Below are 15,220 nucleotides of genomic sequence, written 5' to 3'. Positions count from 1 at the left end.
GGTCTTCAGGGGGTCAAGAAAGCTGTGCGGTGATCTCGGCGATCGCCGCCGTCTGGTTTTCGACGATCTCCTGTGCGAGTGCCTTGGTCTCGGCGTGTTGTCCCGACGACAGCACGGTTTTCGCCATCTCGACGCCGTTGCGCAGGTGCTCGGCCATCAGCGGGAGCCAGGTCTCGTCGAACCCGGCGCCGGTCAGGTTCTGCAGCGAGGCGACCTGCCCGGCGGTGATCATCCCCGGCATCGCGTGCCCGGCGTGGCCCGCCGCGGGCAGCACGGCCGCGTCCCACGATCGCAGCCAGCCGATCATCGTCTGGACCTCGGCCGACTCGGCCTTGACGATCTTGGCCGCGGTGGCCTTCACGTACTCGGAAGCGGACCGTTCCGCGGCGAGGTTGCCGACCTGGATCGACTGCTGGTGATGCGGGACCATCTGCTGGGAGAAGGTGATGTCGGCCTGGTTGGCGCCCGGCGTCGAGGGTGCGCCGCCCGTGGCCGCCGAGCAGCCCGCGAGCACCCACACGACCAGCCCGAACAGTGCCATCGGCAGTCGCCGTCGCATCGATACCTCCTTGGTCAGGGGAAATCGGCCCTCCCGTCCTGTGATACGGCTGTGACCCTCCGGTGGTTCAAATCCTTCAGGCCCGCGAAAAGCTCGACATGGTCTGTCAGGAAGGCGCGCACCACCACATCGCCGCCGACGACCCGATCTCGCCGGAGCGAAGTCGCACATCGGGAAGTACAAGGACCGGCAGGAACTCGCGAGTGGCAAGGACGGCTGAAATGACACACCGCCGGTGTACGGGCTCCGTCCTCCCCCGACGGGTCCCGTGCACCGGCGGTGCGCCCCCAGTTCCCCCTGCTCACCCTCCCCGGTGAGCGTTCCGGCGAATTTCCCGCGAGCCGACGCGCTTCAGGTCGTGAAGATCGACGGTCAGGGCGACGGCCGGCAGCGTTCCGACGACCATGCCTGCGATGAGCACTCCCATCCGACACCCCCTCGACTCCCCTGAGCGGGAGAATGTGTCCTCGCTCACGGGATCCAAGGTAACGCCGGAAATGGCCGGGTGTACCCGAACTTGAGGTTCATTTAAGGCAGGGGAACCCCAATGGGCTATTTGTACCGGGCTCCCGCGACCTGAATGTCACCGTCGGCCACGAAGACGTCACGCGCCTCTGCCCATGAGGACGCCTTCTGCGGTGTGACAGGCGGCGAGTCGGTCTTCCCACGTGAGAAGACGGCAAAATCAGGGGCCGAACGGCTGGCTGTCACGAATCGTTGTCTGGTCGTCTTCCTCATTTCACTTGTCCGGGGGAGTATTCCTCGACCGATCTTGCGAAAAGGGGACTCAGCGTGACCATATCCCGACGTGCCGCCCGGAGCAGAGCCCTGACCGTGGCAGTCGCCTCCGGGCTCGTCGTGAGCGGTGTCACCGCTCCGGCGGCGCTCGCCGCGCCCAGTGCCGACGCCGTGATCGCCGAGGTCTACGGCGGTGGCGGCAACTCGGGCGCCACGCTGACCAACGACTTCGTCGAACTCGCCAACCGCGGCGCCGCGGCCGTGAGCCTCGACGGCTTCAGCGTCCAGTACGCGCCCGCGTCGGGGAACAGCTGGCAGGTCACGCCGTTGACCGGCGGTGTCGCGCCGGGGGCGCGGTACCTCGTGGCGCAGGCGAAGGGCGCGGGTGGCACCGTCGCGTTGCCGACGCCGGACGCCACCGGGTCGCTGGCCCTGTCCGCGACCGCCGGCACCATCGCGCTCGTCCAGGGCACCGCGGCGCTGACCTGCAAGACGGCCGCCGATTGCGCGGCCGACACCCGGATCAAGGACCTCGTCGGCTTCGGCTCGACAGCCACCATTCGCGAAGGTGGCGCGGCGCCCGCGCCGTCCAACACCACGTCCGTCGCCAGGGGGACGACGCTCGCGGACACCGACGACAACGCCGCGGACTTCACCTCCGGGGCGCCCACCCCGGCCAATGGCAAGGGTGAGACGCCGGGTGAGACCGGCCCGCCGCCGGTGCCCGCCAAGATCCACGAGATCCAGGGCACCACCCGGATGTCGCCGTTCAAGGACCGCAAGGTCGCCGGGGTCACCGGTGTGGTCACCGCGATCCGGGGCTTCGGTTCGGCCCGCGGGTTCTGGCTCACCGACACCGCTCCCGACGCCGACCCGCGCACCAGCGAGGGCCTGTTCGTCTTCACCGGCTCGACCACCCCCGCGGTGGCCGTCGGTGACGCGGTGACCGCCACCGGCACCGTTCGCGAGTTCTACCCGGACGCGCCCGCGACCTCGCCGTACCAGTCGCTCACCGAGCTGACGAGTGCACAGTGGACGGTCGCTTCGAGCGGGAACCCCCTGCCCGCCGCGACCGTCGTCACGCCGGACACGGTCCCGGACACCGTCGCCCCCGCACCGGGCGGCAACATCGAGCCGTTGCCGCTGGAGCCGGCGAAGTATTCGCTGGACTTCTGGGAGACGCACGAGAGCGAGATCGTCAGCGTCTCCGACGCTCGCGTCGTCGGCCCGACGTCGTCGTTCAACGAGCTTTACGTGACCACCAAACCGAAGCAGAACCCGAGCGTCCGCGGTGGCGCGGTGTACCTGGCCTACGACCGGCTCAACACCGGCGTGCTCAAGGTCGCGTCGCTCATCCCGTTCGCCGAACAGCCGTTCCCGAAGGTCAACACCGGCGACGTGCTCACCGGTGAGACCTCCGGCCCGGTCGAGTACAGCAACTTCGGCGGCTACACGCTGTTCGCGACGAAACTGGGCGCCGCCAAGGACAACGGGTTGCGGCGCGAGAGCACCCGCGCGCAGCGCGGTGGTGAACTCTCGGTGGCCACCTACAACGTCGAGAACCTGTCCGCTTTGGACGGTGCGGAAAAGTTCGGCGAGCTGGCCAAGGCGATCGCCACCAACCTGGCGAAGCCGGACATCCTGAACCTGGAAGAGATCCAGGACAACAACGGGCCTGCCAACGACGGCACCGTCGCCGCCGGCCAGACGTTGCAGAAGTTCGTCGACGCGATCGTCGCCGCCGGTGGACCGCGTTACGACTGGCGCCAGATCGACCCGGTGAACGGCAAGGACGGCGGCCAGCCGGGCGGCAACATCCGCGTCGGTTTCCTGTTCAACCCGGCTCGTGTGTCCTTCGTGGACCGTAAGGGTGGCGACGCGACCACCCCGGTCGACGTGGTCAAGGAACGCGGCAAGACTCACCTGACCGTCTCACCCGGCCGCGTCGACCCGGCCAACGAAGCGTGGGAGGCCAGCCGCAAGCCCCTCGCCGGTGAGTTCGTCTTCCAGGGCCGCACCGTGTTCGTCATCGCGAACCACTTCAACTCCAAGGGCGGCGACCAGCCGACGCACGGCCGCAACCAGCCGCCGGTCCGCAGTTCCGAGGTGCAGCGCGTCAAGCAGGCGACCGTGCTCCGCGGTTTCGTCGACAAGCTGCTCGCGTCGGACAAGAACGCGAACATCGTGGTCGCCGGTGACATCAACGACTACCCGTTCTCGCCCGCGGTGCAGACGCTGACCGCCGGCGGCGCGCTGAAGGACGTCATCGCTTCGCTGCCCGAGAACGAGCGGTACAGCTACGTCTTCGAGGGGCAGTCGCAGGTACTGGACCACATCCTGGCGTCGAAGGCCCCGCGCGGGCTCGACTACGACGTCGTCCACCTGAACGCGGAGTTCGCTGAGCAGGCGAGCGACCACGATCCGCAGGTGCTGCGGTTCCGGCCGAGCACCGGCAACCCGGTCCTGGACGCGTTCCACGACCTGGCGGACTACCTGGAGCGCGTCCTCGGCCCTTACCTGCCGAAGCCGTAACTTCCCGCCGAGGTACATGAAGGCCCCCTTCCTTGCGCCTAGGTACAGGAAGGGGGCCTTCATGTACGTGTCGGGCACCGCGACTACGCGGCGGGGCGTGGTAGTCGTGAGTGGGGCGCGGCTGTCGCGAAAGCCGCTGTGCCGTCCGTGCCCCGGGTGTGACTCGCGTGATCAGGGGGCGCACTCGCGTGTTTGGGGGTGTGACTCGCGTGATCAGGAGCGCTTGGCGCGCCAGCCCAGCGAAAGCACGGCCTGCACGAGTTCCTGGTAGCTCGGTTTGACCTCTTCCAGGTACTTCTCCAGGTAGCCGGGCCGCGCGGTCGGCACCGGCCTCGGGTCCTCGTCGTCGGGCAGCCACGAAAGCCCTTCGACGTTGTGCTGCGCCATCTTCCACCAGCGGGTGCACCGGTCGACGGCGCGCTGCTCGCGTTCGGCGGCGTCCGCGACGGTCTGGTGCGCCTCGGCGAGCCGGGCCTCCAGTTCGTCCGCGCGGCCGATCTCCCAGTTGCGCAGGTTCTCCGCCGAAGTGCGCGCGCGGCCGACGATCTCCTTGTACCGCATGGCCGCGGTGATGCCGTCATCCATCGAGAAGCCCTTCCGGACGCTGGAACGGGATGATCACCTCAGGCGCGCCATGGGTGGTGCGGTCGAAGAACAGCGCCCGGCCCGGTCGCGGCGACCAGTGCACGACCTGTCCCGCGGCGAACGGTGACAGTTCGTTGCCCTGGACGTCCAGCGCCGCCCAGGTGCCGATGTCGTCGGTGCCCGCGAAACCGAGGGTGTCCTTCAACCGGGCGATGCTGCGCCACCAGCCGATGGTGTGGACGCCGTGCGTCGGGCCCTGCTTCAGCAGCACCCGCAGCTGATCCAGACCGCTCTTGAGCTGTCCGGGCGCCTTCGCCTCCAGCGCGGGGATCGAGGCGTCGACGCCGTACAGCAACAGTACGTGCGCTTTGTCCAAAGAGGACAGATTCTCCGCGATATCGATTACCCGGGCGGGCAAATCGTCCACCAGGGTTGCCTTGTGTCCCTCCGCTCGCAACCGCCCGGCCAGTTCGTTCACCGCGGGGACAGAGGCTTCGATGGGGCACGAGAGCACGAACTCCACCGACTCGCCGTCATACTGGCGAGCCAGCGAACGAGCGGCGGAGTCCATGATGGACAGTGCCTCCGCCGTGGCCGCGCCCAGGACGGCGACGTTCCGGCCCGGCGCTTTCGGCAGGTCGACCCCGCAGGGGGCCTCGTCGACGTCGATCGACTGGCCGAGCAGGGCGCGCGGCTTGTCCGTCGGCTTCAGCTCGCTGAACGCCGGGAACTGTTCCAGCACCGGGGAATGCGCGCCGTCGAACAGCCGGGGCCGCTTGAACGACTCCGCGTACCGTTCCCAAAGCCGGTGCTGCAGTTCGTTGAAGACGTCCTTGCTGCTCGCGTCCGGTACGTGGGCGAGCTGGTTCCCGTGCGCCACACCGGAATCGTGGTTGATCACCGCGTGCCACTTCGGCGCCGAGACCGCCGCGTTGTTGGTCTCGGACAGCACGCGCCGCGCCTTCGGCATCGCGATCCGCAGCGTGCACTGCTCGAACACCGCCGGTTTGCCCCAGAAAGCCTCGATCCCGGCGACGTCCTGACTCGCCAGCACCAGGTGGATTCCCTGCGACCGGCCTCGCCGCGCGATGTCCTCCAGCAGCTGGGTCGCGGTCGCCGTCACGCCGTCGCGGCCGGCGAAAAGGTACTGGAATTCGTCGATCACCGCGACGATCCGCGGCCAATGCCCGCCGGGGTCCTGTTCGCGCAGGTCCGCGAGGTTGGTGACTTCGTGCAGTTTCGCCGCGGCGGACCGGCGCCGCAGCTCGTCGGCGAGGAACCGCAGCAGCGCCAGGCCGAACTCGCGGTCGGTGTTGACGTTGACCCCGATGAGTTTGGCGTGCGGCAGCCAGCTGGCGTCCCGCCGCCCCGGCGCGAGCCCGGCGAACGACACGCCTTCCTTGAAGTCCAGCAGGTACAGCGCCAGTTCGTCCGGCGAGTACCGTGCCGCGAGACTGCCGAGCAGCGAGTACAGGAAGTTCGTCTTCCCCGAACCGCTCGGCCCGCCGATGAGGACGTGCGGGCTGGCGTCGCCGATGACGACCTCCACCGGTTCGCCCTCGAAGAACCCGACCGGCGCCCGCAGTTCCCGTGCCGAACTCTCCTTGCCCAGTTCGGTGGGCAGCAGATCGGCGAACGCGCGGGGCCCGCCCTGTTTGGCGATGAGCGCCTCGGCGATCCGCCCGGCGGCGCGGATGACCTGCCCGGACGGCATCGGCGGGTCGAGGTCGACGATCAGGTCGCGGCCGGTCATGCTGCTCATCGCGTGCCGGTCGTCGTGCAGGCTCAGCGATTCGACCGACGTCGACAGCATGGTCGGCACGTCGATCAAAATCAGGCAGATCCCGGCCGCGAGTGCCCCGGTGGCGACTCGTTTCAGCTCGCGGGCGCGCTCCGGCTCGAGGGTTTCGCCGTTGCCGTAGAGCACCGCGACGCGGAAGGGCTCGACGCGCTGCCCGCTCGCCCGCCGGATCTCCCGCAGCGACGTGTGCCCCGCCTGCATCCCGGTCGCGTGGATGCGACGGATGTGCCCGGCCAGCTCGTCGAGGAGGTCTTCGAGCCGTCCGGGGTCGTACAGGGTGAGCGCGCTCGTGCGGCTCAGCGGGTACAGGTCGGGCAGGATCGCGGTCAGCTGCCCGACGTCCCACAGATGGACGCGCACGGCGCCGGGTTCGAACGTGCTCAGGATGCGCATCAGCAGGTTCTGCACGATGCCGTCCACCGCGGCCCGGGTCTTCGGCGCCGAGGTGATGGACAGATGCGACTCGTCGAGCAGGGGCACCGCGACGTCGAAGGTGCGGGGGACGTCCCTGCCCGGCACGGTCGCCGAGCCGACCCGCCACAGACCCGGCGTGGTGATGCCGGGATTCCCGCCGACGCGGCCGAGCCAGTTGCCCGGCGGCTGGCTCGCGGGACCCGGCGCGTTGTGCGCGACGAGTTCGCGCAACTCGTTCGGGCCCGCTTCCCAATCCGCGTAGAACTGGCCACGCACATTGCCGAGCAGGCCGAACACCTCCTTCGCGGCGGGGTGCCGCGACCATTCGGCGTACTGCTCCGAGGTGGAGTTGTTCATCCCCACCCGGACTATGTGCTGTTCCAGTTGCAGTTTGGCCAGTTCCGCCTCGGCGGACTGGCGGGCGCCGGCGGCGGCGCCGAGGACGAGCCCGATCTGGTGCCGGACCCGCTCCAGCGCCGTAACGACACGATTGCGCTGTTCACTCGCTTTGCTGCCCATACCGGCTCGCCGATCTCAGAGGCGTGATTGGTAACCGCTGACCAGGTCGTCAGCGGCGGAAAGGCGCGTCAGGAGGTTTTCGATCCCCTCGTCGGCCTGCGCCAGCTGCGACGGCACCCAAGGAACGGCTTGGGCCTGTGGTTCCACCAGGGCGCGCCGGGATTCCTCGAGCAGGCTCCTGGCCCGCTCGGCATGGGCACGTCCGTCGACGAGGCCGGATCGGACGGCCGTCAGCAGCTGATGCAGTTCCTCGAGGTGCATGCGCTAGAGGCGGGTCGAGTAGGACTCGGCCGACGAGATGCCCGCCTGGATGGTGCTCTGCATACCGGTGATGCCCTGCAGGGCCTCGGCGAGAAGCCCGTGCGCCTGGCTCACCTCGTGCTGGGTGCTGCCCTGGGTGGCCTGGGAAAGCGAAAGCTGTGCTTCTTCGAGAGACTGCGCGGCCTGCTGAAGTGCGGCGATGCTCGCGGATGCCTTCTCGTTCGCGAGCGCGATACCAGCGCGGATCTCTTCGACTCCGGCCATTTTGGCGGACTCCTTGGGACGTCGGGGGCTGGAACGACCACGGTTAAACTTAGCGTGATCAACTGACTCTGTTAAGTGAAGGTATCGCTAACTAATCAACAAGGCCCCGGACGTCGGAACGTCCGGGGCCTTGCTGACGGCGGAGGATACAGGATTCGAACCTGCGAGGGCGTGAACCCAACACGCTTTCCAAGCGTGCGCCTTAGGCCGCTCGGCCAATCCTCCGTGGAGAACATTACCGGATGCCCTTTCGGCCCCGCGAAGGCGGGTCTGACCTGCGTTCGCGGTTTCGGGGGCTCAGGCGGGCGCGGGTGCGGTGGCGTCGACGACGTCGGCGACGACGCAGGTGATGTTGTCCGGACCGCCGCCTTCGTTGGCCAGGTCGATCAGCTTCGGGACGGTCTCGGCGGGGGCTCGGAAGGCGCCCAGGACGTCCTTGATAACGGTTTCGACAACCGTTGCCGTCAATCCGTCGGAGCACAGGAGAAGTCGGTCTCCGGGGGCGGCGTCGAAGGCCCAGATGTCCGCTTCGCCGCTCCCGGTGCTCAGGAGTGCCTTCATCAGGAGCGAGCCGCGAGGGTGTCCCTCGACCTCCGACGGGTCGATTCGGCCGTCGTCCGCGAGGGCTTGCGCGAGGGTGTGGTCGCGGGTGAAGCGCTGCAGGACTCCTCCGCGGAGGAGGTATCCCTTGGAATCGCCGATGTGGGCGGCCGTGAAGTGCCGGCCGTCGAACAGCAACGCCGTCAAGGTGGTGCCCATGCCCCGCGTCTCCGGCTCCTGCTCGGCCGTCGCGGCGAGCCGTTCGTCGATGGTGCGCAGGCCGCCGGAAAGCACCTCGGCCAGATCGACTTCCGCGAGGTCGAAACCGCGGAGGTCCGCGTCGAGCCGGGACAGGACACCGATCGCCTCGGCGCTGGCCACCTCGCCGTGGGGCTGGCCGCCGATGCCGTCGGCGACGGCCAGCATCCTGGCGCTGGCGTGGACCGAATCCTGGTTGACCTGGCGGCGCCGTCCGACGTCCGAACCGGCGGCGTACCGAAGGGTGTACCTCATGGACCCCAGTAAAGCACTTGTGTACTGAGTTCACAAACGAGGGGTTGGAATGCTCACCTGTCGGTTACGATACGTCGATGGAGGAGCAAGCCACCGTCAATGCGGCGGACATCGCGCGGATCGCCGGCGTCGGCCGCGCCGCGGTGAGCAACTGGCGTCGACGTTACGGCGATTTTCCGCCGCCCGTCGGCGGGACGGCGTCGAGCCCCCTCTTTTCGCTGGTCCACGTCGAACACTGGCTGCGTGAGCGCGGCAAACCCGTCGAGATCTCGCTGGGCGACCGGGTCTGGCAGCGGCTGCGCAACCTCGGGGACGACCTGTCACTGGGCCTGCGGGTCGGCCGGGTGGGGTCGTACCTGACCCGGCGAGGCGAGTGGACCTTTTCGGCCCGTTACGACGACGCCGAACTGCTTGGCCTGCTGGACCGCTTCGCCGACGAGCGAGGCGTGCGCGAGGCCTACGAGTTCCTGTGTGAGCGCTACGTCGAGGCGCACTCGCGGCAGTTGTCCGTCACCCCGGAACCGGTGGCCACGCTGATGGCCCGCCTCATCGGTCCCGAACCCGGCGTCGTGCTCGACCCCGCGTGCGGACTCGGGACGCTGCTGCTCGCCTCCGGCGGGACCCGGCTGCTCGGGCAGGTCGACGATCCGGCGACCTCGTGCATCGCCGCGCACCGGCTGCTGCTCGCGGGGGCCGACATGGAGATGTACGGCGCCGACGCGCTGTCGATGGACTCCTACGAAGGGGTTCTCGCGGACGCCGTCGTCTGCGATCCGCCGTTCAACGAACGCGAATGGGGCTACGACGACCTCGTCGGCGACCCGCGCTGGGAGTACGGCCAGCCGCCGCGCGGCGAACCGGAACTGGCGTGGGTGCAGCACTGTCTCGCGCATGTGAAGCCCGGCGGGCTGGTCGTGATCCGCATGCCGCCCGCCGCCGCCGGACGCCGCACCGGTCGGCGGATCCGCGGGAACCTGCTGCGGGCCGGGGCTTTGTGCGCGGTGGTGACCGTCGGCGGAGCGGATCTCTGGCTGTTGCGGCGCCCGGAACCGGGCGAGCGGCCGCCGTCCCGGCTGCTCCTGCTGGCCGATCCGTCCACCGTGGAGGAACAGTGGTGGGCGCATCTGCGCGGCGCCGAGGTGCCGGGGGCGGTCCGGATCATCGACCTGCTCGACGAGGAGATCGACCTTTCCCCGGGGCGGCATCAGGCGCGGGACGAACACGTGGGCGAGGCATTCCTGGAAGCCCGAAGGCAGTTCGACGGGATCCGGCCGGAACCGCCGTCGCTGAGGATTTCCGACGAGAAGCCGACGTTCACCACGATCGGCGAGCTGCTGAAGTCCGGGGTGCTCACCGTGCCGGAATCGGTGGAGGAGGGGGATGTCGTCGCGTCGCCCGCCGCGCCCGCATATGTCCACAATGGAGAGACGGTAGTGGTCGAGCCGACGATGTCGAGGTACCGCACCGATCCCGAACGGCTGGACGCCGCGTTCCTCGCCGGTTGCCTGCGCGCGGCCGGGCAGGTCGCGCCGACGTCGTCGACGAGGATCGACCTCAGGCGCACCCGGATCCCGCGCCTGCCCATCGAGACACAGCGGGCCTACGGGGCGGCGTTCACCCGGCTCGCCGCCTTCGAGGCCGCCCTGCGTGAGGCGGCGGAATCGGGCCTGGAGCTGGTGCGGCTAGGCTTGGCCGGGCTGACGGAAGGGCAACTGAGGCCGGGGAACGGATAGTTGCCGGAAGCGAAGCTTCTCCGTCGAGGGTGGTGGTGGAGGGGACGAGGTTGCTGATCGCCGATCGCTACGAACTCGACGAGCTGCCGCTCGGCCGGGGTGGGATGGGCGCGGTCTACGCGGGCCACGACCGGCATCTCGGCCGCCGCGTGGCGGTGAAGTTCCTCGGGCTTCCCGGCGGTCCGGACGCCGAACTCGAGCAGCGGTTCATCCGCGAGGCGCGGATCCTCGCGACCCTGGAACACGCGGGCGCGCCGACGCTCTACGACTTCGGCACCTACGACGAGCGGCTGTACCAGGTCATGCAGTTCATCGAGGGGGTGACCGTCGCCGATCTCGCCGCCGAACACGGGCCGCTGCCGGTGCCGTGGGCGGCCGCGATCGCGGCGCAGGCGTGCGCCGTGCTGTCCGCCGCGCACGCGTTGTCCATCTGCCATCGCGATCTCAAGCCCACCAACCTGATGTTGTGCCCCGACGGCAGCGTGAAGGTGCTCGACTTCGGGCTCGCGATGCTGCGCGAGACCGACGTCGCCCAGTTCACCCGCGCCGGGCAGATCCTGGGCACTCCCGCGTACATGGCGCCCGAGCAGATCCAGCGCGGGATCGCCGGTCCGCGCAGCGATCTGTACGCGCTGGGCTGCGTCCTGCACGAGATGCTGACCGGCAGGCAGCTCTTCACCGGCCCGACGGCGTACGCGGTCTTCGAGAAGCAGGTCAAGGAGAGCCCCGCCGAAGTGGACGGCATCCCCGTTGGACTCAAGGTGCTGCTCGCGGATCTCCTGGAGAAGGACCCGGAACGGCGTCCGCCCGACGCGGACGAGCTGTTCGGGCGGCTGGCCGTGTTCGCGCGCGACCTGCCGCCGCTGCCCGGCTATCTCGACGAAGGCGCCAATCCGGGCCGGATGTACGCGCGGGTCGTGGGCCGCGTGCCCTGAGACGCGATCGTGACCTTTCGATCAACAACCCGGGACGGGGGACCGCCGTCTTTATCCATGTCAGCAGGAATACGGGCAACGGGGGTACCGGTCGTGAAGAAGTTCCTGGTGGGGGTGGGCGCATTGGCCACGGCGCTGGTGCTGACCGCGTGTTCCGGCAACGCCGGCGGCAGCGCGCCCGCCGGCGGCGCCGTCGCGCAGGGCGACCCGGCGGGCGGGACCACGACCACGTCGGCACCGTCTTCGGCCCCCGCCACGTCCTCATCGACGACGCCGTCGCCGACGCCGAGCAGCTCCAGTTCCAAGCCGAAGCCGACGTCTTCGAAGGCCAAGCCGACGCCGAAACCCACGCCGAAACCGGCGGCCAAGCCCGCCGCGAACGCCGCCGACGTCCCCTGCAAGGCCGCCCTGGCCTCACCGGGCGTGAGCGCCTGCGTGGACCTCTCCGCGTTGAAGACCTGGCTGCTGCAGGACGGCAAGGTCGTCTATGGCCCGGTCAAGCAGCTGCCCGGCAAGAAGGGGCACGCCACGCCGACCGGTGTCTTCCACGTTTCGGCCAAGGTCAAGAACTACCATTCGAAGGAGTTCGACGCGCCGATGCCGAACTCGGTGTTCTTCCTGCCGGGCATCGCGTTCCACACCGGCAGCCTCTCGGTGTACTCGCACGGCTGCATCCACCTGGCCGCGGCGGCTTCGCAGAAGTACTTCACGACTCTGCAGAGCGGCGACGTGGTGCAGGTCGTGGCCTGACCGTCTCCAGAAGACGTCGCTCCACGGCGACCGCCGGTGGTGATCACAATTCGATAAAGGCACTCGAAAGTGTGAAATACCCACCTAGGTCCCGTCGATGAGACGTTCGACTGGGGAAGGGGCCCTTGCATGCCTTCGAAATTCCGTGTGCTGTGTCACGCCGTCGTGACGTTGCTGATAGTGACCTTGCTGGTACCGCTGACGTCGACTTCCGCGTCCGCCGCACCCGTTCTGCCGCCCGGCTTCGTCCTGCGTGACCAGCAGAGCGGGCAGGCTCCATACGATCTGACCGACTTCGCGTACCTGCCCGACGGCTCCATGCTGACCACCGGCAAGCAGGGCAACGTCGCCTGGGTGTCCGCCACCGGGCAGGCGCAGAGCATCGCCACCCTGCCCGTTCGCAGCACCGGCGACCTCGGGCTGGTCGGCATCGCGATCGCACCCGACTACGCCACCTCCCGCGCGATCTACACGGCCCGCGCGATCGACGTCGCCGGCGGCGGGATCGCCCTGCGCGCCTCGCGCTGGACTGTCTCCGGCACCGACCGGCCGACCGGGCTGACCGGGGAGAAGGTGCTCATCGAGGGCGCCGCCAACACCGACATCCACGGCATCACCGGTGTCGTGGCCGCCCCCGACGGCACGGTGTGGGTCTCGACCGGCGACAGCTCCCGTTTCCAGGGCGCGGCCGACCCGTTCGCGCTCAACGTGTACGACCTCGACAAGATCTTCGGCAAGATCTTCCACCTCACCGCGGACGGCGCCGGCGTGCCGGACAACCCGTACTACACCGCGGCGAACCCGAACTCGCTGCGTTCCAAGGTGTTCGCGAGCGGCTTCCGCAGCCCGTTCCGGTTCAGCCTCGACGCCAGCACCGGCCTCCCGGTGGTCGGCGACGTCGGCTGGGGCACCTGGGAAGAGATCAATTTCGTCCAGAAGGGCGCGAACCACGGCTGGCCGTGCTTCGAGGGCAACCAGCCCGCCGACGGTTTCTCCGCGATGCCGCAGTGCGCTTCGGCCGTGAACACCCCGCCGATGCTGGCGGTCCGCCACGGGCAGGGCATCGACAACGGCAACAGCATCACCGCCGGCATTGTCTACAATGGAGAGTCGTACCCGGAGGAATACCGGGGCGCGTACTTCTTCGGCGACTACGCCACTCAGAAGCTGTGGACGGCCAAGTACGACACGCAGGGCCGGGTCGTCCGGCCGCAGGAGACGCCGCCGAAGTTCACCGGTATCGGCGGTCCGGTCAAGTTCCTGGCCGCGGCCAACGGCGACATCGTCTACGCCGACATCTACACCGGTCTGCTGCGACGGCTCAGCTACACCACGGGGAACAAGGCGCCCGTCGCGGTGGCCACTTCGGAGACGAACCCCGAAACCCGCACGGTCTCCTTCGACGGCAGCGGTTCCTACGACTTCGACAACGACCCGCTGACCTACGAGTGGGACTTCGGTGACGGCACCACCGGCACCGGTGCGAAGGTCAGCCACACCTACGCGGCCGGGACCGAGAAGTTCACCGCGAAACTGACGGTGAAGGACGGCCTGCGGGCGTCCGGGAGCACGGACATCGCCGTGGCGCCCGGAAACCACTCGCCGAAACTGCTCATGACCGACCCCGGTGACCGCCTGTTCGCGGTCGGCGAGGAGGTCAAGGTCGGCGCGACCATCACCGACACCGAGGACGGCGCCCTCCCGGTCACCTGGACCACGCTGGTCCGGCACTGCCCGGAGAACGCGGTCTGCCACGCGCATCCGGACCGCGGCGGCACCGGCCCCGAGTTCACCATGCCGTTCACCGACCACACGGACTCCAACCTGGAGTTCACCGCGACGGCGACCGACAGCGCCGGTGTCACGGTTTCGAAGACCTACGTCGCGAAGCCGCGCGAGCACCGGCTGACCCTGACCAGCAACGTCGCCGCGGCGCTCGGCATCACGCCGGAGGGCGGGGCCATCTCGGCGATGGTGGTCGAAGGCGCGACCGTCGAGATCCAGGCGGCCGAGGTCGCTTCCGACGGTTCGTCGACCTTCACCGGTTGGTCGAACGGGGCCACCGGGCGGCTGACGAACATCACCATGGGCACCACCGACCAGACGATCACGGCGAACTACATCACGCCGATCGACAAGCGCTACCGCGACGAACCCGCGCTGGCGCAGCGGCTCGGCGCGCCGACCGCACCCGAAGCCGTCGACGGCACGGTCCGCTTCCGCACCTACGAGCGCGGGCGGCTGTACTGGTCGAAGGAGACGGGCGTCAAGCAGATCGAAGGCGAGATCCTCAAGAAGTACCTCGCCGCCGGTGGGCACGTGAAGTTCGGTCCGCCCGCCACCGACGAACAGGCCACTCCGGACGGTGTCGCCCGGTACAACCACTTCCCGGTCTGGCCGGGCGTGCTGCAGGCGTCGATCTACTACACCGTGAACACCGGAGCCCACCCGATCTACGGCAGGATCCGGCAGAAGTGGGCGTCGCTCGACTGGGAGCGGGGACCGCTGGGTTACCCGAGCACCGACGAGGCGGGTACTCCGGACGGACTCGGCCGCTACAACCACTTCAGCAAGGCCGCTTCGATCTACTACACCGCCCAGACTGACGCGAGGGCGATCCACGGCCGGATCCGGGTCCGCTGGGAGGCACTCGGCTGGGAAGCCGGGCCCATGGGCTACCCGGCCACCGACGAGGCGGCGACCCCGGACGGTGTCGGCCGGTACACCCACTTCACCAAGGCCGGTTCCATCTACTGGTCGATGGCGACCGACGCGCACGGCGTGTGGGGCGAGATCCGCAAGCGTTGGGCGGCGCTCGGCTGGGAACGTTCTTACCTGCGTTACCCGACCACCGACGAAATCGTCGTCACCGGCGGAAGGCAGAACAACTTCCAGGGCGGCTACGTGTTCTGGAACGCCTCCAACGGTGCGGTGACCGACCGCCCCTGGTAGGCACCGGTCAGGCGTGAAGGCCTCCTTCCCCCGGCTCAGCCGGGGGGAGGAGGCCTTCTGGCTTTCCGGTCAGGTCGCCCACAGTGGTTTCAGGGGCTTCAGGGGCTTCAGGGGCTTCAGGGGC

The 15,220-nt window shown here is 68.9% G+C and carries 11 protein-coding genes and 1 tRNA gene; 5 read left to right on the top strand and 7 right to left on the bottom strand.

All coding sequences use genetic code 11. From position 1 onward, the window contains the following. Nucleotides 1-13: 13 nt before the first annotated feature. Entirely contained in the window at nt 14-559 is a 546-nt protein-coding gene (locus P3102_RS35765) for a DUF305 domain-containing protein (protein ID WP_276365075.1), read from the bottom strand. Nucleotides 560-1,393: 834 nt separating this feature from the next. On the opposite strand from P3102_RS35765, the gene P3102_RS35760 reads away from it, so the two are divergent. After that, the gene (locus P3102_RS35760) at nt 1,394-3,829 is read left to right on the top strand and encodes an endonuclease/exonuclease/phosphatase family protein (RefSeq protein ID WP_276365074.1); all 2,436 of its coding nucleotides are present in this window, start codon (nt 1,394-1,396) and stop codon (nt 3,827-3,829) included. A gap of 213 nt (nt 3,830-4,042) precedes the next feature. Here P3102_RS35760 and P3102_RS35755 read toward each other — a convergent pair whose 3' ends face one another. The 6 genes from P3102_RS35755 to P3102_RS35730 form a co-directional block, all read right to left on the bottom strand. Beyond that, nucleotides 4,043-4,414, bottom strand: a complete 372-nt coding sequence (locus P3102_RS35755; protein WP_276365073.1) for a hypothetical protein — start codon at nt 4,412-4,414, stop codon at nt 4,043-4,045. Next, the gene (locus P3102_RS35750; protein ID WP_276365072.1) at nt 4,407-7,148 is read right to left on the bottom strand and encodes an FtsK/SpoIIIE domain-containing protein; all 2,742 of its coding nucleotides are present in this window, start codon (nt 7,146-7,148) and stop codon (nt 4,407-4,409) included. The genes P3102_RS35755 and P3102_RS35750 overlap by 8 nt, the downstream gene beginning before the upstream one ends. A 15-nt stretch (nt 7,149-7,163) precedes the next feature. Then, nucleotides 7,164-7,409, bottom strand: a complete 246-nt coding sequence (locus tag P3102_RS35745) for a hypothetical protein (protein WP_276365071.1) — start codon at nt 7,407-7,409, stop codon at nt 7,164-7,166. Between the two features lie 3 nt (nt 7,410-7,412). Next, the gene (locus P3102_RS35740; RefSeq protein WP_005167132.1) at nt 7,413-7,673 is read right to left on the bottom strand and encodes a hypothetical protein; all 261 of its coding nucleotides are present in this window, start codon (nt 7,671-7,673) and stop codon (nt 7,413-7,415) included. Nucleotides 7,674-7,813: 140 nt separating this feature from the next. Then, a tRNA-Ser gene (locus P3102_RS35735) sits at nt 7,814-7,898 on the bottom strand. Between the two features lie 72 nt (nt 7,899-7,970). Continuing rightward, nucleotides 7,971-8,726 carry a protein phosphatase 2C domain-containing protein gene (locus tag P3102_RS35730; RefSeq protein ID WP_276365070.1) on the bottom strand — a complete coding sequence of 252 codons (756 nt, stop codon included), beginning with the start codon at nt 8,724-8,726 and terminating at the stop codon, nt 7,971-7,973. Nucleotides 8,727-8,803: 77 nt separating this feature from the next. Here P3102_RS35730 and P3102_RS35725 point away from each other — a divergent pair, with 77 nt between their 5' ends. The 4 genes from P3102_RS35725 (at nt 8,804) to P3102_RS35710 (ending at nt 15,096) form a co-directional block, all read left to right on the top strand. Then, a complete protein-coding gene (locus P3102_RS35725) occupies nt 8,804-10,459 on the top strand; it encodes an N-6 DNA methylase (RefSeq protein WP_276365069.1) in 1,656 nt (551 codons plus the stop codon). A gap of 50 nt (nt 10,460-10,509) precedes the next feature. Further along, on the top strand, nt 10,510-11,394 hold the full coding sequence (locus P3102_RS35720; protein ID WP_276365068.1) for a serine/threonine-protein kinase: 885 nt from the start codon (nt 10,510-10,512) through the stop codon (nt 11,392-11,394). Nucleotides 11,395-11,487: 93 nt separating this feature from the next. After that, the gene (locus tag P3102_RS35715) at nt 11,488-12,144 is read left to right on the top strand and encodes a L,D-transpeptidase (RefSeq protein WP_276365067.1); all 657 of its coding nucleotides are present in this window, start codon (nt 11,488-11,490) and stop codon (nt 12,142-12,144) included. A gap of 129 nt (nt 12,145-12,273) precedes the next feature. Further along, entirely contained in the window at nt 12,274-15,096 is a 2,823-nt protein-coding gene (locus tag P3102_RS35710; protein WP_276365066.1) for a PQQ-dependent sugar dehydrogenase, read from the top strand. Nucleotides 15,097-15,220 lie beyond the last annotated feature (124 nt).

It is taken from the genome of Amycolatopsis sp. QT-25 (genome assembly GCF_029369745.1).
Classification (GTDB): domain Bacteria; phylum Actinomycetota; class Actinomycetes; order Mycobacteriales; family Pseudonocardiaceae; genus Amycolatopsis.
Note: the sequence above shows the minus strand (reverse complement) of the source record. Positions and strands in the feature narration are given on the sequence as shown.

Excerpts from the sequence above, each read along its gene's own strand:
- P3102_RS35730 (WP_276365070.1), bottom strand. The coding sequence starts at position 8,726 with ATGAGGTACACCCTTCGGTACGCCGCCGGTTCGGACGTCGGACGGCGC.
- P3102_RS35750 (WP_276365072.1), bottom strand. The coding sequence starts at position 7,148 with ATGGGCAGCAAAGCGAGTGAACAGCGCAATCGTGTCGTTACGGCGCTG.
- P3102_RS35740 (WP_005167132.1), bottom strand. The coding sequence starts at position 7,673 with ATGGCCGGAGTCGAAGAGATCCGCGCTGGTATCGCGCTCGCGAACGAG.
- P3102_RS35765 (WP_276365075.1), bottom strand. The coding sequence starts at position 559 with ATGCGACGGCGACTGCCGATGGCACTGTTCGGGCTGGTCGTGTGGGTG.
- P3102_RS35745 (WP_276365071.1), bottom strand. The coding sequence starts at position 7,409 with ATGCACCTCGAGGAACTGCATCAGCTGCTGACGGCCGTCCGATCCGGC.
- P3102_RS35725 (WP_276365069.1), top strand. The coding sequence starts at position 8,804 with ATGGAGGAGCAAGCCACCGTCAATGCGGCGGACATCGCGCGGATCGCC.
- P3102_RS35755 (WP_276365073.1), bottom strand. The coding sequence starts at position 4,414 with ATGGATGACGGCATCACCGCGGCCATGCGGTACAAGGAGATCGTCGGC.
- P3102_RS35710 (WP_276365066.1), top strand. The coding sequence starts at position 12,274 with ATGCCTTCGAAATTCCGTGTGCTGTGTCACGCCGTCGTGACGTTGCTG.